The sequence below is a fragment of the Anaerobiospirillum succiniciproducens DSM 6400 genome, assembly GCF_000482845.1.
GTDB lineage: Bacteria > Pseudomonadota > Gammaproteobacteria > Enterobacterales > Succinivibrionaceae > Anaerobiospirillum > Anaerobiospirillum succiniciproducens.
The window spans coordinates 16,550-37,551 of sequence record NZ_AXWV01000042.1 but is presented as its reverse complement, the minus strand read 5'-3'; the positions used below and the strand labels follow the sequence as shown (position 1 = coordinate 37,551).

Below are 21,002 nucleotides of genomic sequence, written 5' to 3'. Positions count from 1 at the left end.
GAGCTCATTACCGCTCAGCGTAACTATCAGGCTAATGCACAGTCTCTGCAGACTCAGAACACTGTAATGGATAGCATCCTGAATATCCGTTAATAATAAGCTTTCATTTCCAACATGACTTCACGCCGGGCCCTGCCCGGCGTTTTTATTTGAGCTTGACAAAAGTCGCTGGGTTTTATGATTTTTCAGGACGCAAGAAAGATGATCATGCAAAATGACTTAGATCTGCTTTGTGGTAGATGGGATTCGTTTTGATGAGGATTTGTTTTGATGAGGATTTTGAGATAACAAAGGGGCTTCAGGGCAGGATGCCCTGGTGGAGCCCTTTTGCTTACTTGCTGCTAGGAGCAAGGCAATAATATGTTGATGCCGTTAATTGTGGGAGCTCATGGTTTATTGATGAGCAGTGACGGCATGAAGCTACTGTGGGTAGCATGCTGTTGCGATGCTACGTAGCTCGGTCTTAAATTAAGACTTGTAGGTTTCGTTGTAGGTTGGAACGAAACGGAGCTCAAGCTTGTGACCTAAGCAAGCGGCAACCTTCTGAATGGTAGCGATAGAAGGATTGATGATGCCATTCTCGATCTTGGAGAGATTAGACTGGTTTACACCACTCATCTTGGATAACTCGCGCTGGCTGATGTTTAAAGACTTGCGAGTGTAGTGGATGAAGTTCTTGAGCTGAACTTCTGGAGTAGCACCAAGTGAGCGCTGAGCAGCTGCAGAAGCGGCTAATGCACGAGCACGGGCAGCAGCGGCCTGAGCGGCAGAAGTGCCGTAAGGCTGGGAGCTTAAGTTGCTATTGTTGTAAACAGTAGTTGGGTGTGCAGAAGCAGTTGAAGTTGATGGATTCATAGCGGTGCGCTGTGCGACTGCACGCTGCTGATATCCGTACTGCTGATACTGCTGAGTCATCTCTTGTCTCCGTTTAGATGTAATGTCGAGTCAGCGCTAACCTATCTTACCAATCTACAGAGTCCAATTATCCACCGCCTATCTTTGAGTATTTGCCTCGATGCGGTAGCGTATTCACCTTGCGCGAGAATCAACAAACAAAAGCAATAGCGTGTCACTTAACTAGTAAGCAACCTAGATTACTCTTTTATCTGATTAATTGATTTCTCTTAGCTGACTTTCTTATCAGCTGATGCTTTGTAATCCACCATGCTGCGGTGCAAGGGATTGCATAAAGTGGCAGAGCACTAGGCTAGAGGTACAAGTTTTACACCGTAGCACACGGTTACTTTACTTAGCTAGTGGTTACACGTAAGAGCCTTAGCTCATAACTCTGTATATTAGTACGACAAGTTAGTCTTAGAAGTTCAATACTGTATTTACTTGGTTTGAGTCTAAATCGCAGTGCATTTAGTTAAACAAAAAAGCCGAGTCTAAACAGCACTCGGCAGCTGTGCCTTCGTAATGTAAATAGTATGTAACAAAAAACCTCATAGCCGGCTTTGCAATCACATTTAACTATTTGAAAGCACTTTAGTTTGCCAACACATGTCTTCTTTTGTGACCTTATGTTTGGCACTTACATGGTTACTAAAATAGCTTTGATTCAGTCAAACACTAAAAGAATAACTGTCATTTTTGACATTATCATGCCTAAGGTTACGACCATAGGCTGCCGTACGCATAAATCCATTTGCCTGCACCTTCCATAAGCTTCTTTATAGAGGTATTTAGACCCTGATCTATTGCGTGGGATACCAGTCAAAAATTTTGTATGAATCTTATCACAAAATTTACGTTTTACTTATGTTAGGAACATAAAAAATATGGCGCAATCACCATTGCCAAAAGTCACAAAATGAGCTATGAGGATAAGATACTAGATTTTCACAAATTGATGCTTATAAAAGACAAATGGCCAATCTATCGAATTTATGCTCAATAGACTGGCCATTTTGAGTGATTAGATTATGTAGTTACGCTAAAAGCTAGATACAACCATACTCATACTGTATTAGATTTTGAGTAAAAATTTCAAAGTCGTGCTAACTTTTCTCTTCCTTTATTGAAGCGATAACAGTCGCGCTAACTTGTGTCTTCCTTTATTGGAGCGATAACAGTCGCGCTAACTTGTGTCTTCCTTTGTTGGGACGACACAGTTGAACTAACTTTTGTCTTCCGTTGTTGGAACGATAACAGCAGCAAAATCTTTCTTATTGCTAGTAACTGAAACCTCAGCAAAGCCATCTTTTTCAATTACTGGACTTACAATGGCATCAGGAGCTAATGCGTCTACAGTTTTAGCATTGTTCTCATTGCCATTATCAGACTCTTTGAGAATCTGCTCTTTGAGCTGCTCAATAGTTTCAAGAGGCTTATCATCCTTAGCTTTAAGATCGCCTTCAAGATCAGCTTCATCAGCTAGTGGCTTGTGAGAGTCATCGACTACTTCGCTTGTACTGATGTCAGAGTCAGTTATGTCTCCCTTAACTTTAGAGACCTCTGTGAGCAACGCCTTCATCTGAGTGATACGATCCTTTGGCGCATCAGCAATAGATGAATCAATACCATAGGCATAAAGGCTTGAGTGATATACTGACTCTTGATCATCCTCGGCTCGTGCTATCAGCTCATCGATATTGCTAGAGTCTGACTCATTAGAATCATCCATGTTCGAGATTAACTGCAAAGGAGCAACATCGGAGTCTTCTTGTGAAGCTTCCTCATCAACCTTGTTCTCCACAATCTTATCGACGAAACTAGTATAAGTTGCAATCGGGCCTTGAATATCGCTGTCAACTAAAGCTGAGTCAGCTTCACTCATAACATCAAATGGTCTAGATTCAGCGATCTTTTGTTTGATGTTACTGAGCTCTTCGATTGATTCTGATGCTTTTTTAGGCTCGCTCTTTGTAACCTCTTCAGTATCTGTATCTTCTGATGGCAGATCAAACTCGAACGCCTGATTGTAATCAGAACTCTCAACTTCAACTGAGTGCGCATTTACGCTTGAAGATCTTTGACAGCGAGTTTTAGAGATATCATTTGCAGGACGGCCAGTGGCAATAGAGAGCACTGCATCAACTAACTGCTCGTCATCGATAGAATCATCATCGTTTTGTGCAACCTTATCATCATCGCCATGAACGTCAGATGATTCTTTTTGCTCTTTTTCTCGTCTCTTTTGGTTCTCAAAATACTCAAAGCCGTCAAGCCAGCCATAGCTATGGACATTAGTAATGTCATCGCTTTGCGACTCTTTAGATTCTTCCTCGTCAGAGAGAAATTTTCTAGTCTCATCTAAGTAGGTAGCTGCCTCTTCATCTGATAAATATGATGAAGTGGAGCTATCTTGGCTATCAGCCTTTAAATGGCCAGCATTGTCTGCATCATCTTCTCCAACATTTAGACTAATAGAAGATGCATTGACGTTGGCCGCAACTAAGCTTGATAACGCAGCTGCAGCACTCGCTGAACTAGCATTAGCATTATCTGAACTAGAGCTTGCATAGGCCTTAGCTGAAGTATTTTGTTCTGATGATGCACTTGCATCGGCTACTTCATCATTGCTAGATGCATCAGTATTGTCACCACTGATATTTACCGCGCAGAAAAGCTTATCGTCAGCATGCTCAATGGAGATGTCGTTATGAGTAGCCTCTTCTAAGACCTCTCCCTCAACATTGTTGTAAATGCAAACGCAGTTACGTCCAGAATTCTTAGCGTTATATAAAGCCTTGTCTGCTTGCTTAATCAGATCGTTGATGCGGTACTGATTTTCTGAAGTAGTAACCGTAGACAGCCCCACAGAGATCGTAACTAAGCCAGATTCTGCGCCCTTGTTTATCAGCTTTAATGAGGCAATACGCTTACACAGACGATCGGCGATCTTGTATGCATTCTGAGTATTTACATCAGACAAGATGATACAGAACTCTTCACCACCGTATCTAAACACTAAGTCTTTCTTAGCCAAGTTAGAGTGGAGAGTCTGAGCTACAGCAAATAACACCTCATCACCGCACTGGTGACCCATGGAGTCATTGAGCTTCTTAAAGAAGTCAATATCCACCATTAAAATAGCAAAAGATGCTGGCGTTGAATTGCCGATCTCTTTGACTAAAGCATTGAGGCTGCCACGGTTAAATACCTTGGTTAAACCATCGTACTTAGAGTGAATAACCAGCTCTTCATAACGCTGCTTTAAGTGACTCTCGTTTTGCTTAATCGCACTGTAATCATCAAAGATCTGAGGCAGTACATCAATAACCTCACGGATCTCAAGTAAGTGATCTTTCTTGAAGAATCCTGAGTAAGCTGCGATCTCAATCTTCTTGGTGTAACGGAATCTAATTAGCAAGTGAGCAATGGTCTGCAGTGGCTCAATAATGCGACGCTTAATCAAGAACATGATGAGCCAGAAACCAATAACAGAGAATAATAAAGTTCCAACCATCATTGGCTTAATTTCAGATGCTAAAGAGGTAATTTCTCTAAGATCCTTATGCAGCTCTTTGATACCACTTACTGTGTACGCCTCTGAAAGGGCATCAACCTTCATACGTGCAGAATTAATGTCCTGCACAAAGCTCTCTTGCAGACGTAAATAGATATTCCACAGAGGTAAGAAGCGCTCAAACTCACGCTCGTAATAGCCGAGCATTTTAAGATTGTGGTTTCTTATTTTTCTGATGTGCTTAACTTCTTCACGAATGGTTGGTTTAACGTTAGTCAAGGAGCGATCTTGCGCAATGACAGAAGCCTCTTCCTCGGTTAATCCAACTTCATCCATGCCAGTAGCAAGCTGCTCAATTGATGATGTTGTCTTAGTATCTGACACTTCTTGAACTTTACCCTGAGAGTCAATTGTGTCAGCCATAACAGTGGCATCATTCTTAGCATTAGCCTTTGCTGCTGCATTTACAGAGTTAGCAATACGTCCATCAATAGCCCCCTCAGATGATTCCATAATGGACTTTAGCTGACTGGTGTAGAGCACATCATCCTTGTAAGTTTTCTTACCTGCATATGGTGATGATGCATATGGGCCTACGCTATTATCCTCTTTGACATTGTCTACAGATGCATCGTTTGACTCGACATTCTTGGTATTAGCTTGTGCATCACGAATGGCGGCTGCCTGAGCATCTTTGAAGTCGTTTCCATACTGCTCAATGCGGTTGGAGAAATCATCTGGCTGATGCTTGTTGTTTTCATTTACAAACTCATAGAGCTCTTTTTGGCTTTGTAGATCAAAGTGATCCTTGTGCTCATTGAGCTGCAGTAAAGCCTGATTTAAAAGCTTATTAATACGGTCTGCTTTATCAGTGAACTTTTGAGGCTCTTGAGGGTTTTCATTTAAGAAACCAACAAGATCAAACTTCGAGCTAAAACGTTCAGTTAACATAGCAATGTTATCAGCATGGAAGTCTGCAAGCTCACGCTTATAGGCACTGGTCTGATAAAGATCTAAATAACTAGCAACAGTTTGCTCATACTCAGGGAAGAGATATGGCTGATCGGACACGATGAGATACATCAACATGTCCATATAGTGAAGGGAATTGTGGACAGTAGCTCTAACTTCATCAAGCTGATTACGTAACTTCCACAAACGGTTAACCTCTAAGCGAAGATCATGACTGAGCTTAGCAAAGTTATCGCGATTGAAAATGGAGGCCTCATCTAAAATCTTTACTGCACCGATATAAGCTTGGGTGCAATGATTCTTATCGACTGATGAGGTCATGATGTCGATATTGAGCTTAAGCTGCAGCAGGTTTACCGAGCCCTTTTGCATCTTCTCAATATTAGGAATAGCTTGATCTACAAGCAGCACAGACTTGTCCTGGATCTTAACCATGTCAAGATACAGTACCAAAATCAGCACGCCAGACATGATCATTATAGGAATAATGAACACTCTGCTCAGATCTCTAATCTTGTTAATCTTCAGAAATCTGTTCAAGCCAATATCTCCGCAAAAGGTGTCAACGACTCACTTTCACACAAGTGAGCCTCAATCCTACTAGCTAGCGCAATAAGTATTGAGGTTAAATCTTTAGACAGCGCTCTTCATCCACGCCATCAAGTTAAAAAAACGAATAAGCTTTTAAATCACAAGCATATGATGATTGTCTTAACCTAACTTAAACCATTCAAGTTAAGACAGATACTCAAAATTGTTTAAACAACATGATTGCCACAATTTAAACAGCACTTACGGCAACTCTTATTTACAAACTATAGCGTTAAATATCTTGTTAGCTATAAAAAGAGCGCAGTAAAACACTTTAATCATACACAAATCAAGTAATTTGCACTGAGCGCTATGCCACATCTAGCAAAAATCTTTGCTATGCAAAATATAGCCATCAACAAAAGGTGCATTTTATCCTATTTGTCGATTGTGAGCCTATTCACAAACACAACAAATTGCCCCATCATACTTACAAATCTAGCCAGTTCTAGCCTGCTACAGCGCCCGCACTGCAATTCAGCTCAACCTCGATGTGGCTAGTCTTCTTAAGATTGCCAATGCAATTGAGCTAAAAGCTGATGGCGTGTTGAAAGCAAGATGATTCAGAAATAGAGTTGGCTTAAGGGGTGTTGCTCAAATCGGGACTTTTGAAGTTGTGGGCCTTGATAGCAGCAAAACTTAGAGCAGCATTTGCTTAAGATAGCTTTAACCAAACATCGCGCTGCCTTGGCTTAAGTTAGCCTTAGCCAAGCTACGATATAGCATTTACCCTGCTACTTTCAGAGTATGCCTAACATAAGCTTTGGTAGAGCATTTAACATTGCACTCTAATGTTTAGGTCAGGCTGTACTCTTGCCTTGCTGTTTGTTATGAGTGATGTGATTGAAACTAGGACTTGCTTTCGCTTTTAACAAAAGCTGCAAAGCTTTCTGGATCCATCATGCGCTTAGGAGTGATGTAACCATCCTCGCTTAAATAGCATACGCCCATGAAGTAGCCGTTGTAGCGAACCTGGAAGATGTCATTTGCCTTGAGTCCGCCCTCTGGCAGGGTGCATAAAGATAAGTCTTTGCCCTGCTTCATACCATGGCTTAATGGATCAGCCATGGATAGTGGAATATGAACCTTAGGCAGATTGTTTAAGGCCTCATCTACTGGAATAAGGAGCTTATCAAGCTCACTAAAATCGCTCTTATTCTCACGTGAATCAGCTAACTCTTTGATAGTAGCAAGCTCAGTCATCTTGCCTGCTGGTAAGCCCTCAACGTAAGTACGACGCAGCATAGTTACGTAAGCTCCACAGCCTAAAGCCTCACCAATATCTGAGACTAAAGTGCGAATGTAAGTGCCCTTTGAGCAGTAGACTTCGATTTTGAAGGTGGTAGCGGTAGTTTCTAAAAGCTTAAGCTCTAAAATCTCAACCTCACGCTTAGGAATCTCGATCTCATCCTCGCGTCCTTGGCGAGCGTACTGATATAAGGCCTTGCCATTAACCTTGATAGCTGAGTAAATTGGTGGGACTTGAGTGATAGTGCCACGAAACTTCTCAAGTACTGACTCAAGACGTTCTAAAGCATCACCAATATCGCGCTCTAAAACAATCTCACCTTCTCTATCACAAGTAGTAGTGGTTTTGCCTAAAGTACCCTCAGCGATATAGCGCTTACGTCCTTCTAAAAAGAAAGAAGAGAACTTAGCAGCATCGCCAAGGCAGATAGGAAGCAGACCTGAGGCTAAAGGATCTAAAGCTCCAGTATGGCCGCCTTTCATAGCTGAGAAGATACCACGGCATTTAACCAATGCGCCTGAAGATGAAATACCCTCTGGCTTATCCAATAAGAAGATGCCGCTAACTTTGCGCTTTGCCATAAAAGAATCACCGCCAAACTGTACAGTTACAAACACAAGAGTAAGGAGCCAAGATTAAAAGACTAGCTAGAGCATTAAGCTCTCTACCTTAGCCCTTAAAAGTCGCCTATTTTAGCATAATGACTCAATTTTTATGCACCAAACAAGACTCTAAACTTAGCTCTAAACTACACGACTTTGCCCAACAAACAGCATATAGATCACATAGTACTAGTACCATTTGAGCTTGGAGATGCAAAGGTGTTGTATTATGCTAAGTTCTTATTGTATAATTTAAGCATAAGTTTTGCGGGTGCCAGCTCTCTCGTACTTATTCGCAGATCAATTGGTCAGGTCGGGAACGAAGCAGCCAAATTTGTGTAATGAGGTACCGGGATGTAGTTGGTGCCCACCCGCTAAAAAGAAGAACACCTTGGTGTTCTTTTTTCGTTTCTACGCCCTGAAAAACTTATCTTTACTCAAATAACTTTCCTTTCACTACCAGAATCCACAGCTTTAAGTGATTCATCTCCACCCCATCTTATTGCTAGTCTTAGCTAAATGCAGCCATTTCTTACCTAGGTAGATCGCTTTACCGCGCTCTTTTGTATAAAGCCTGTCCATATCTAAGCGATTTGAGACGGACTTTGCTATCATAGACATCTTAATGGGCATATATACATGCACTAGTATGTATATGTAGCCGTGGATTTGTAGTCTAACTTTCGTGTTTTAGGTTTGCAGATGAACTCAAATAACTCAGGTAGCAATTCTCATTTGCATGAGGTGATTTTCACTGATCGCCATTACATCAATAAGCTTGATCACCTGACCAAGTTCATCAACTTCTTAGATAAGGCTCCACGTCTGCCTTCGCAGAATGTCTTTATGCTCATTCGCCCACGTGGTTTTGGTCTATCACTAGCTAGTGAAGCGATTGAGTCATTATTAATTCGTGACGAGCTCTTAATTGACCACTTAGCCATCAAAGATCCTAATGGCTTTAATGCCGACGATCTTGGCCAATATCCAGTACTCCACTTCTCTTTTGCTATGTCAAAGGCCAATACCTTACAAGCCTTTGCCAAGATGCTCGGTGATACCTTGCAATCTGAGATCTGGGAACACCACATCAAGCTCAAGACCGATGGACGCAATGACTTACGTCGTCAAATGCTGCAGCTTGTTCGCGAGATCAGCGATAAAGAGAAAAGCCCTGTTGTAGTGATCGTCGATAACTACGATGTACCGCTATACATGATCTCTGCAATGGAAAAGCCTGATGAGCGTGAACTTGCTAACGCTATGTACTTTGACATGCTCTCAGCCTTCAGACAGGCTGGCGATCGCGTCAAGTTCTGCTTGCTTACTGGCCACGTTAAGTTTGCTCTGTCCAATAATTTCTCTGAAGGTCTGCCACACGTTATCGACTTATCCTTCTCGGATATTGCCTCTGAGATGATGGGCTTTACTATTGAGGAAATCAAAAATACTTATAGTGAAGATATTGCCCGTATTGCCCCGCAGCAAGGTATTACAGCTGCTGAGTATCTTGATGTGCTTGAGCATTGCTATGGTGGTTTCGTCTTCTCTGACAAGATGAAAAAGATGCTCTGTCCGCTCTCTGTTACTCGCGCCTTAGATAACGATGGCGATCTTTATGCCTACAGCGGTGACAACAACTACACCTTTGCTCAAGCTGCACTTGCTAGAGAAGAGCCAAACTTAGATTGGTTTATTGAAAAGGACGGCCAAGATCAGCTGTATTTAGAGGAAGTCGGCATTTTCCCTCAAGGTAAAGAATTTGGCTCCCTGCTCTTACAGCAAGGCCTCTTCTCATGCAATAAAGTTACTTTCTCCGACCGTGAGCACTCTCTCTCCTGGCGTTATAAATACGGCTTTACTAACGTCGAAATGCGCCGTATTTTCCAAATCCTCACCGGAATCTCATCAGCACAATTACGAGAATTGCCTATCAACACCCGCGTCTACGATGCTGGCGAAGAAGAATACCTCATCAAGACTGAAGACAAATAATTAAGGCCCACGCAGGGCCTTGTTAAAGTTGCTATCGCTAAGCGATCACAAGATATAAAGCTCTCAAAAGATCTCAAGCAACCTAAAACACTCTCAAGATCAAAGCTCTTCAAGCTACCGCCTCCACACGGCCCTTGCCTAATATAGGCTATTGCAATGATCACTCTTGCCTTGCCGCACAGTAGCTAGTCCGTGCTTGGCGGTTGCAGCCCGTGCATGGCTGCTCTAGTCTGTTCTTGACTGCTGCTAGCTTGTGCTGGCTGCTCTAGTCTGTGCTTTGCAGTTGCATAGTCTAGGCTAGGCGTTCAGGACTATTGCTGCGTTTGCTGAGGCTCGGCTTTTACAGTTCTAGTGGTGCTGTTTGAGTCAAGATTGAGATTGCTGCTAGAAACTGCAGTATCTGAATTGGCAGCTAAGTCTTGTGACTTGCCTGGCTGACTTGAGCAGGCCATAGTGCTTGCTGGCATGGCAAACTTGCGCATCATCCTACGCTTGGCAGAGACAGTCTGATATGAAGACTTATCATCTAAAGTGTAAAGATGTGGCTTCTTGCGATGTAAAAACACTCTACCAATGTGATCAGGAATAAAGCACAGACGCTTGTGGCTGACAGCTGCAGTTAAGAAAAAGCGTGGGTTTTCTGAACCAATCTCTTTGTAAATCACTGCATAACGGCAAAAGCCATTTTTGCCACGGCCACAAATGATTGAGAAAAGCTGGTAGATATAGTCAATTGGTCGTGTCTTAACATCAAGACACACTACAGCATAAGCCTCAACGCTCAGCGGGGCTGGATCAGACCTGAGCTTGGTGCGTAGAGCAATGTAGTAGCAAAGTCGTAACAGATAGTAGCCAAGATAGACACCAAGAATGCCAACAGTAATAAAGTACATGGTCTTAGTGCTTGAACTAATACCGGCATAGGCTAAAGACCCATCCTCAGCTACAGGAATAGGATTGCCAGGCATGCCTTGAGGCACACTTAAGATCAGCAAGGCAGTAATCAAAACCATGTAGAAAGTTGCACTGAACTTTCTAGCACAGACGGTATCGATAACATTGTAGTCAAAACGAATACCAGCTTTGATTAGATACGATTGCAGATATGTGTGATCTATGGGTGTCTTTTGCATCGCCAATTTAGTCAAACCTACATATTGCTGTTCTAAACCTACTCAAGAGCATGTGTGGGCTAATTTGTGATAGTGTTGCCCTCAACTTAACCACTCTCAAGTCTAACTTTAGCCGTCAGATTGCGCCTATACAAGCACTGCACGCATGGGCTTATGTCTATATAAGCACTGCACGCATGGACTCATCTCTGTATAAGCACTGCACGCATGATCTCATACCCGTGCATATTCATATGCTAATGCACATACTCATGCACCTTCGCAGCTAAGCACTCTTATGCTCCGGACAATCTCAGCACCTTGAGTGATTAGCATACTAAGACGCTTTATAAGTCCAGCACATTCACGGATCTTCACATGATCTGCATACTCAACATTGATATCATCAAGCTAGGATTAAGTAAGATCAGAGCATTGCATAAGCAGTGTTATGGGTATCTGACGGCAACAAGCATCCTAAATATGATAGCAAAAGACTAAGCTATGAGTGTACTGCAACGATAAAGGTGTACGTTGATTTTCAACTTTAGCTAAAAAGCTACTCAAATATCGGCCTTTCATTAGCCACGCCACGGAGCTGCTCAATAGCTTAGTGCGTCGTATCTTTAGCGTCATAGATAGATATCGTGGCTCACGGTCTTGTAAAGTTCCGGCAGCTAGCCGCATTTTAGATATCTTGCCGCTAGAGGTGGCGAAGCTTTGGGGCTACGGTCTCACGTAATTTGTCTCGACGTGGCTGCATCTTTTGAATGCGTGCGAGTGTACGGTTATTAGAGGTATAGCAGAGTCTATAATGAGGCTTGACGATCATGTTGTACTTCAAGCTTCTGTTGTGGTTATAGATGTCAGCCTCTTGAAAGCGGCTCTTAAAGAAGTGAGGGACGTAGATATTGAAAGTTGGATGGTCTTGATCTGACAGGCTTACAACTTTCACTTTATCTAAAATACCTGCCGGGGAAAGAATAAAAACCTCGCCATAACTTGGAGTACGTTTTGAGGCGATCATAACTATCTTACACTCAGTAGTGCCTGAGGAAATTTGAGCCATGTCCTCACGCAAATTGATGTAATCGCTAACGAGGTTGGCTGGCATAAATAAAATGGCAAAGCCAACAATGAATGCTACAGCCCTGACAATAATAAACAATCCCGAGATACTACTGTTATCGACACCATCGAATAAATCTTTGTACTTCTTCTTACTGGTGTATAAAAAGCACAGCATGACAGCTAGCACCACAGTAATTATGAAGCAGAGCATCCACATGTTATAGCCCTGCAAGATTGTTGTAGTACGGGCCGCTCCGCCTGAGTAGTCTACAAAGAACTTAACTACTGATTCAGAGAGCAGTGCCACTAAGCTGATAAAGAGTACAAACAAAGTCACAAAAGGCATTACAACAGGCTTAATTTGTACAGCTTGTTTGCTCAGCAATAACAGTCCGTGAGCGTCTAAACGAGCATACATCAGCTCAGGCTTTTTATTACGATTGGTAAACTCCTCTTGCACACTCTTAGCGTTATTCTTTACGCCCGCTCTTGTTGCCTCACCAATCATGGCAGCTAAGAGGTGACGAGCATCAGTTGACTTACGTGATGTGCCTACATTTAAATGAGTATCGGAAACTGCATCAGATACCATGTGCTGAATCTTCACTTCTCCTTGCATGCTTGATGGCAAGATCATCATTGGCTCGTTAGTTAACAAACCCTCACAATTGACCAAGGCTTGCAGCAAAGAGATAAAGTCACGATCAAGAGGATCAGAAAGATCACGCTTAGCAGATTCTTCATTAATCTGCTTACATAAGACCTGCGCTGCATTGAACTTACGATCAAATACGAGCTTAAAGCCCTCATTGATCATTGGCATATCTGTAAGACGGACTAAATACCCATAGACATTAACGTAAATGTTCTGAGCACTTCTTAATGAGAGGACTTCTTTAAAAGCGGTTTGATATTGGCTAAAGGCTTGATCGTTATTGCGGTTAAAGTCGTAAGTAAAGGTAATAGCCTTGATCTTTCTTAAGAGTCTGGTTTGTTCAAATACCACTATCATCAAGGCAATAAAGGCACCAGAGACAATACCAAGAGCTGAGCTTAAATCGTCTAATAGCTTTACGCCTATACTCGCACCAAAGAGTAATGCACATGCACTAATGGTAGAGAGCTTTTTGTTGCTTTTCGCAAGTAAAAGTCTGTAGATCACATAGCAAAATGCCATGGTGGCGATGGCAAATAAGGCAAAATTGATGGAGGAGTCATGGTTTACTGATTTAAATACATATGGCATGAGTTCTTCTAAGAACACAATACCCCATATGATGCAGTTGATCAGAAGGACAATCGTCCATAACGCTATTCGCATTTGATCTCCTTGCTAAACAGCTTGACCACATCCCAAGACAAAGTGAATACAAATGTCTGACATTATGAATGACTTTGCAGAATTGTATCTAGTCAAACTAGTCACTTTTGCATAGGAACAACGTTTTTTTAGAGCTTTTAAGCCATCCAAAACCATTGTTTTGAATGTAAAACATATTGAGCAAGCACAATATACACGAAATTCTTTGCTTATTAAAATCTAAGGCAAGCCTACTCGCATTGAACTTATCTCGATTCCTTTCTTACCTTAAACCTAAGGCTCAATGTTAGCCTTAACTCGCAATGATTTAAGATATGTACCATCAAGAATATGCCGCTAGTATGAGCTTAATCACTAGTAATAGCATCAGCATTCTAGACAAAGTATGAGCCCTCTCATGTAATTAACCATTGATCCGTAAATTACTATCCACATAGCGCCCCAATAATGTCCAAATAGACATGGCTAACTGACACCATTTAATAAAAAAACTGGCCCATTCATGCGCCCTGGTAAATGTAAGTGCCCTCATCCTTAGCTCTTACAAAAGCCTGTCCTCATCTTTGCCATATGCTTTCTTCTAAGCTAACCATCGATCTTTTCATTAGACGGCTACAGCCCTTTGCATTTGAGTACCCCCAGCCATTGCATTAGACGGCTAAAGCCCTTTGCATTTGATTGCCCACGGCAATTGCATTAGACGGCTACAGCGTTTGCATTTGGTTTGCGATGCTGAGCTGCTGTTCGTGAATATATGTGCTGGTTGGGGCAATGATCTTTTAAAATTTGCTCTAAAAACAAAAACGGCTGCAGCACTATGTACCGCAACCGTCTTGTGAAATGTCTAGTTAAGCTAGTCTAGCTTTTAAAAGGAAAGATTAGTGCTCTTTAACCTCAACCCAGAACTTTTGCTCTAAATCGTTGAAGAGCTCAGTTGTCTCTTTATTGGTCTTAGCAGTCAGTGAGGAGACTACAAAGATAGCAATAGCTGAGAAGATAAAGCCAGGTACTAAAGAGTACAGGCCTAAGAAGCCACCGATTTCCCATACGATAACGGTGATAGCACCCACAGCCATACCACTAATGGCACCAGCTAAGGTCATACGAGACCAGAATACTGAGATGAGCACACAAGGGCCGAATGCAGCACCAAAACCTGCCCAGGCATAAGCAACTAAGCGCAGCACGCCAGAGTTTGGATCTAAGGCTAAGCAGTAAGCGATCACAGCAACTAACAGCAGCATGAAACGACCACACCAGACTAACTCTCTTTGAGAAGCCTTTGGGCGTAACCAACGACGATAGAAGTCTGCAGTTAAGGTGGTAGATGCAACTAAGAGCTGGCATGAAAGGGTAGACATAATGGCAGCTAAAATGGCTGACAGCAGAATACCGGCGATCCAAGGAGTAAACAGAGTCTGAGTTACGATGATGAAGATCTGCTCAGGATTGTTAATGCTTACCTCAGGATGTCTCATGGAGAAAGCTACACCGTAGTAGCCAATGAGCACAGCGCCGATGAGACATAATGCCATCCAAGTAATGGAGATACGACGAGCATCGCCCATACCACGTACGGATCCTGCAGCCATAAAACGCACTAAGATGTGTGGCTGACCTAAGTAACCTAGGCCCCAACCAACTAATGAGATGAAGCCAATGAAGGTCATGCCCTCAAGAAAGTCATCCATGCTTGCGTCTTTCTGAGCGATCAGAGCATTTGCAGCCTCTAAGCCACCGCAATCCATGATCATAACCATTGGAGTTAAGAGCAGTGCAAAGATCATGAGACTTGCCTGTACAGTATCAGTCCAGCTAACTGCTAAGAAGCCACCAATGAATACATAGAAGATGGTTGAAACTGCACCGATTAACAGAGCATTGTGGTAGTCCATGCCAAAGGTCTGTTCAAACAAACGAGCACCAGAAACCATGCCTGAGGCACAGTAAACCACAAAGAAGATCAGAATGATTAAAGCCGCAATCACAGAGCTGATACGCAGACGATCATTAAAACGTGCAGCTAAATAATCAGGTAAGGTCAAAGCGTCGGATGCATTGGCGGTAAATGAACGTAAACGAGCTGCCACGAACTTCCAGTTACACCATGAGCCCACAGTCAAACCGATTGCAATCCATGCCTCAGACAAGCCTGATAAGAATAACGCTCCGGGCAGGCCCATAAGTAACCAACCTGACATATCCGAAGCACCTGCTGACAGGGCTGTAACAAATCGACCGAGACTTCTGCCGCCTAATACATAGTCGTTGAGCGAATTAGTCATTCGCGCAGCGGCAATGCCAATAATCAGCATGCAGAGGATGTAAACAATGAACGTGGTGGTAGTACTGAACATGAAATCTGCTACGAGCTTAGCTCACCTTGATTACGTTGACCCCAAATCTGTAGAAAAAACAGACACCCAACACTATGCAACTTAACAGCATTATTTGAGCTTATAAATCGCAAAAGCTCCTAATGATAGCAAAATTTGACCTCGATATGCTTGTCAATTCCCTTAATCATTCACAATTAGTGTGCAAAAAACCTAAAACACCCACACTAACCTGCCAATTTGCATCATAAATGCGCAGCTACTCAACCACCACAAAGCCGCAATTTTTGCCTTGTATACAAGTTAATGTCGTCTGCAAATTAAACCTAACACCCCCAACTAAGCAAAGCAGATCAAAACGATAAGCTCTTATGGTTTTTGCTTGTCTGAAAATTTCATGAGCGCGACTGTAGAGCAATATTGTTGAGGTTAGCTGCAAGACTCAAAAGATGCCATGCCACTGTCTTACGAGCCACCTTTTGTCTAGATTGTAGCTTAGTTGCTGCGGTGAAGTTAAAGGAGCGATGCTTGAGGTTCGAGTCGCGATAGTGGTGATGGTTTGGCTAAGGCAATGGCGAATAAGCAGTACCTTAAAAGCCTAAGAACGGTTGAGGTACTGCTTCTTGAGGGTGAAGTTGTTTTGCTCAGCTTTGCTCGCCATTGCTAGCCTTTGCTCAGCTTTAACACCTTGGCTCAGCTTGGCTAAGATTTGCTCTGCTTTGATTTAGTCGTGAATAGAGACTGAGGCTAGACGCTCAAAATAGTCTGGGAAGGTCTTCTTGCAGCAATCAGGATCGTTGATGACTACAGTGCGATCTAATGCAATGAGTGACATGCACATAGCCATACGGTGATCGTTGTAAGTATCAAAATCGATAAGAGTACCTGCCTCTTTTACTTTTTGTACATTTGGTACATTTGCATCGATCTTGATAAAGTCACGCCCCTCATAAACATCGCAACCTAACTTGCGCATTTCATTGGCCATAGCCGCGATACGGTCGGTTTCTTTGACTCGCCAGCTTTCGATATTGCGAATGATGATTGGGCTTGAGGTGAACATGGCCATTGGCACTAAGGTCATGGCTGCATCAGGCATATCATTCATATCGATATCGACTCCACGTAACTTACCTGAAGAGCTTACCTTGATGTAGTCAGATCCCTTTTCTACGATCGCTCCCATGTCCTTGAGAACATCAACAAAGAGCGCATCACCTTGAATCGAATCGCTACCAAAACCAGTTACTTTTACCTCACCTGCAATGGCAGCTGCTGCTAAGAAGTAAGTAGCACCGCTTGCATCACCTTCCACTAAATAAGAGCCTGGTGATTGTAAATGCTGCGGACAAACTTCAAAGGATTGGTAATCATTATTCTTAACTAGAACACCAAAGCGCTTTAAGAGCTCACAGGTTAAGTTTACATAAGGCTTGGAAATAAGTTCACCCTTAACCTCAAGCACTAACTTGCGGCCAATGAGACTACCAGTCATTAATAAAGCAGAAATGAACTGTGACGAGGTATTTCCTGCTACCTCTAACTTAGCTACTTCACATGGCAGATCGAGACGAGATATAAAGTCACTTGATCCGCTGAGCTCGGCAGCAAACTTAGCCTTGTATGGGAATATCTTTGGAGAACCAACTGCAGCTGCAGCCCCAAAGGACATCGATGAGACAAAGGATCCAATGCCAGACTTATGCTCACGCAGTACCTGACATAGGCCTTTAATTAAAAGCGGTGGATAGCCCTCATTGCCAAGATATTCAATATGAGCGCCTAAAGCTCGTAAAGCATCTACTAAAACTCCGATTGGACGTTCATACATACGAGGCTCACCATTGAGCTTGTAACAACCGTCACTCAAAGCTAATGCAGCACATAAAGGTCGCATCGCTGTGCCAGCATTACCAAGGAAGAGCTCTATAACCTCTTCATTCTCGTTAATAAACAAACCACCCAAGCCAGTAACACTAAGAGAGGTATTATCTGATTCGTCTTCTTGAATCTGCACACCCAGACGCTTTAACGCAGCAATCATAACCTCGGAGTCATCAGAGCGCAGAATATTAGTAAGTTTAGTAGTACCTTCACTTAAGGCAGCTAACAGTAAAGCACGATTAGTCAGACTCTTAGAACCAATTAGCTTTACCTCACCAGACACTTTAGTGATCTTATCTAAAGTCAGACTTGCACTCATACTTTCACGAAGCTCCTAAGTTAAAACCAACAAGCTACAAAGCTTTAGCCTTTGCTTGCATAAATTTAGTTTAACCTAGAATGACTTTATCTTGAATTGATGCAGTCAAACAGTGCGCATGATCTTATGCTGCAGCACACATGTGCATACAGATAAACGTAGAGATCGGCGCATAAGTTCAGCCCATCTCCACTCTCAAAAGATCTAGTGTCTTCATGTCTTCAACAAAACAACATCACAGATAGCTTAGTCAAACGTTGCTGTCTATTAGACCCCATCAGAGCAATTGAGATGCAATTGCGATCTTAGAGCTTTAGAAAAGCTTAATTTTAATCGCCCCACAAATGCAGAACATTGCTTAGCTGCAACTTAGGATAGCGTCCGTGACCAGAACTAGGCTTAGCAATGTATGAGTATTAGGTCTAAGTATTCACTTTGCTGAGTATTTATAAAAGCTGCAGGCAAACTATTTAGGCAAGATCACAGCTTTTTCAATAATAATTGAAACTTAAGAACTAACCAAAATGGGACATAACTTAAGAGCAATTTAAGATTAAGTAAGACTATGTAATTAGCGCTAGCTTGTTGTTTAAGGATGGTTATGTTTAGAGCGCAAAATCAGTCAGGGATGGATTATATGTATTTAGGAGTGAGTAGATTTGTTTCTAAATAGTGCAAGAACAGCTCTATAAAAACATAATCTTTGAGGGGAGCTTTATTCATAGATACAGCTATTGGAGCAAAAAAAGGATAGAGCGACTTATTCAACCAAATCGTATGACAGGTAGTCGCTCTATCATCTCACATGCTTATGCAGCCATTATATAAGGATTCTCTTAGATTTCAAAGCGATTCTTAAATTCTTTTAGTGTTATGTCTAATAATACGGATTAAACATAGCTAACAAAGCACCATCAGTTGCAGAAATCTCTAGGCTTTACAACCATCAATTTTTAAGCTTTTCACTTGTCATACTACTGCTATAACAGATTCATAAGACCCTTATGCATGCGGTTTGACATATCGTGCTCTTGCAATAACTAGACAAAATGTGTAATGCAAACTCAACAAAACACTTCACAAAAATTGTCTAGTTCTTAGTAAGAATTGGCATTGTTCAATTATGGGATACATATCACAATGGCCTAAAAACCATCCAGAGTGGTGCAACTTCTCAAAAATTGCGCTTGCATTGATAGATGGATCTGACACAGATTTCACACAGCCTTTCAGCATTGACAAGAGCAATTGTTCTCTCCACACGCCTACACAAAAATTCGCTCAATATGGATTCGTGCATAGCGCAAAGCATGCAGATTGCAACACAGACAAAGCCACTTAAGACATCTTCTAATGAAAATGCACTGGCTGTGAGCTAGGCGCACTATCAATTACAAAGGCCTCTTTAACCAAGATTTGATGTGTAATACGCTGGCATTTGCTCTGATCTTTTAGTCATCAGATGGCATGAATGTAACCCTGATCTTTTTAATTGTATGTAGCGGATGGACTCTGATCTTTTTAGTTGTATGTGGCGGATGGTGCCTCTGATCTTTTTAGTTGTACTTGACGGATGATGCCTCTGATCTTTTAGGCTATGAGATGACGCGCGGTAGCTCTGATCTTTTGGGCTATGAGATGATGGGCTTTTATCTTTAGCTTGATGGTTTTGTTTGCTTGCTTTGCTTTAGATCTTGCACATACAAAAAGACCGCAAGTGGCTAGAGGTAACTCTATAGCAAACTTACGGTCTTTTAAGCATAAAGATTAGTAACTCTGTTAGTGACTAACACAGTAGATTGGTTAGCACTTTAGTAGCGTTGCTGCTATTAAGCACGACGCTCCTGAGAGTCTGGATCGAACTCGTGATCGATGTTCTTAACCTTTGGCTTATTGAGGTTCCAATATGGAGACATCTGACGCAGACGCTCAATGATGCTAGGCAGAACTTCCAGAGTCTTATCGATCTCAGCTTCAGTGGTGAAGCGAGATAAGGAGAAACGGATGGTGCCGTGTGCTGCAGAGAATGGGATACCCATAGCCTGCATAACGTGTGAAGGCTCAAGGCTCTCAGAGGAGCAAGCAGAACCAGAAGAAGCTGCAATGCCGTACTCGTTAAGCATGAGTAAGATTGCCTCACCCTCAACAAACTTAAAGCCGATGTTAACGGTGTTTGGAGTACGGTGAGTGCTATCACCCATAACGATAACTTCAGGAACAGTTGCAACAATGCCCTGCTCAAGCTTATCACGCAGTGCTCTTACACGAGTGTCGAGCTCGTTTAAGTGAGCCTTTGCCAGCTCACAAGCAACGCCTAAACCTACGATGTATGGAACGTTCTCAGTACCTGCACGACGACCACGCTCTTGGTGACCACCATGTAAGTAAGGTAAGAAACGAGTACCACGACGTACGTATAAAGCACCAATGCCCTTAGGAGCGTGGAGCTTGTGGCCTGAGAATGAGAGCATGCGAACAGCAGTGTTCTTCACGTCTACTGGGATCTTACCCACAGCCTGAACAGCGTCAGAGTGGAATACGATACCTCTTTCAGCGGCGATCTGAGATAAGGTAGGAATATCGTAGATGTTACCAGTCTCGTTGTTAGCCCACATGATGGAGGCTAAAGCGGTCTTATCAGTCAGTAAAGAAGCAAACTCATCTGCGTTGAGGTCGCCCTTTGAATCAGCTGAGAGGTACTTAACCTTAACACCACGAGCCTCTAAGAATGAGCAGGTATCAATGATAGCTGGGTGCTCAAGCTTAGTAGTAACGATCTCGTCCTTGTTCTTCTGAGTCCATAAAGAAGTCCATAAAGCGGCGTTATCAGACTCAGATGCGCAGGAGGTGAAGATGATCTCATCTGGATGCTCAGCACCGATAAGATCAGCAACCTGCTCGCGAGCACGCTCAATAGCCTTCTCTACTGGAACACCAAAGCCGTGCTGAGATGAAGGGTTACCGTAGTAAGTAGTGAAGTAAGGCATCATGGCCTCAACTACTTTAGGATCGATCATTGTAGTGGCATTGTTATCCAGGTAAATGCCGTTACCTGCGCCCATGTTCTTGGTATCCATTCTGCAATCCTGCAATGTTACGAGCTAAAAACTGTTTCTTGGCAATAAATACAGATTTAAAT

10 protein-coding genes and 1 other RNA gene are annotated in these 21,002 nt (G+C 42.5%); 3 read left to right on the top strand and 8 right to left on the bottom strand.

Annotation, left to right across the window (positions count from 1 at the left end):
• The first annotated feature begins 6 nt into the window (after positions 1-6).
• The gene (locus H524_RS17860) at positions 7-93 is read left to right on the top strand and encodes a flagellar basal body rod C-terminal domain-containing protein (protein ID WP_281171310.1); all 87 of its coding nucleotides are present in this window, start codon (positions 7-9) and stop codon (positions 91-93) included.
• Between the two features lie 375 nt (positions 94-468).
• Here H524_RS17860 and H524_RS16535 read toward each other — a convergent pair whose 3' ends face one another.
• The 3 genes from H524_RS16535 to truB all read right to left on the bottom strand — a co-directional run bounded on the left by H524_RS16535 (position 469) and on the right by truB (position 7,804).
• Complete coding sequence (locus H524_RS16535; protein ID WP_052338968.1) at positions 469-915, bottom strand: type II toxin-antitoxin system RelB family anti-toxin; 447 nt, start codon at positions 913-915, stop codon at positions 469-471.
• Between the two features lie 1,204 nt (positions 916-2,119).
• Positions 2,120-5,923 (bottom strand): GGDEF domain-containing protein, encoded by a 3,804-nt coding sequence (locus H524_RS16530; protein ID WP_156907566.1) that lies wholly within the window; start codon positions 5,921-5,923, stop codon positions 2,120-2,122.
• Between the two features lie 900 nt (positions 5,924-6,823).
• Positions 6,824-7,804 carry a tRNA pseudouridine(55) synthase TruB gene (truB, locus tag H524_RS14755; RefSeq protein ID WP_044121712.1) on the bottom strand — a complete coding sequence of 327 codons (981 nt, stop codon included), beginning with the start codon at positions 7,802-7,804 and terminating at the stop codon, positions 6,824-6,826.
• Between the two features lie 293 nt (positions 7,805-8,097).
• Here truB and ffs point away from each other — a divergent pair.
• Positions 8,098-8,194, top strand: an RNA gene (gene ffs / locus H524_RS17045) — signal recognition particle sRNA small type.
• 333 nt (positions 8,195-8,527) lie between these two features.
• On the top strand, positions 8,528-9,820 hold the full coding sequence (locus tag H524_RS0107020; protein WP_027939711.1) for an AAA family ATPase: 1,293 nt from the start codon (positions 8,528-8,530) through the stop codon (positions 9,818-9,820).
• A gap of 311 nt (positions 9,821-10,131) precedes the next feature.
• Here the strand turns inward: H524_RS0107020 and H524_RS0107015 are convergent, their stop codons facing one another.
• The 5 genes from H524_RS0107015 to nifS all read right to left on the bottom strand — a co-directional run bounded on the left by H524_RS0107015 (position 10,132) and on the right by nifS (position 20,940).
• Entirely contained in the window at positions 10,132-10,953 is an 822-nt protein-coding gene (locus H524_RS0107015) for a hypothetical protein (protein WP_156907565.1), read from the bottom strand.
• Between the two features lie 682 nt (positions 10,954-11,635).
• Entirely contained in the window at positions 11,636-13,324 is a 1,689-nt protein-coding gene (locus H524_RS0107010) for a hypothetical protein (RefSeq protein WP_156907564.1), read from the bottom strand.
• Positions 13,325-14,202: 878 nt separating this feature from the next.
• On the bottom strand, positions 14,203-15,681 hold the full coding sequence (gene putP / locus H524_RS0107005; protein ID WP_027939708.1) for a sodium/proline symporter PutP: 1,479 nt from the start codon (positions 15,679-15,681) through the stop codon (positions 14,203-14,205).
• Positions 15,682-16,384: 703 nt separating this feature from the next.
• The gene (locus H524_RS17435; RefSeq protein WP_027939707.1) at positions 16,385-17,863 is read right to left on the bottom strand and encodes a carboxyvinyltransferase; all 1,479 of its coding nucleotides are present in this window, start codon (positions 17,861-17,863) and stop codon (positions 16,385-16,387) included.
• A gap of 1,829 nt (positions 17,864-19,692) precedes the next feature.
• Positions 19,693-20,940: a cysteine desulfurase NifS gene (nifS, locus tag H524_RS0106995; RefSeq protein WP_027939706.1), complete on the bottom strand. Its 1,248-nt coding sequence runs from the start codon at positions 20,938-20,940 to the stop codon at positions 19,693-19,695.
• Positions 20,941-21,002: the final 62 nt, after the last annotated feature.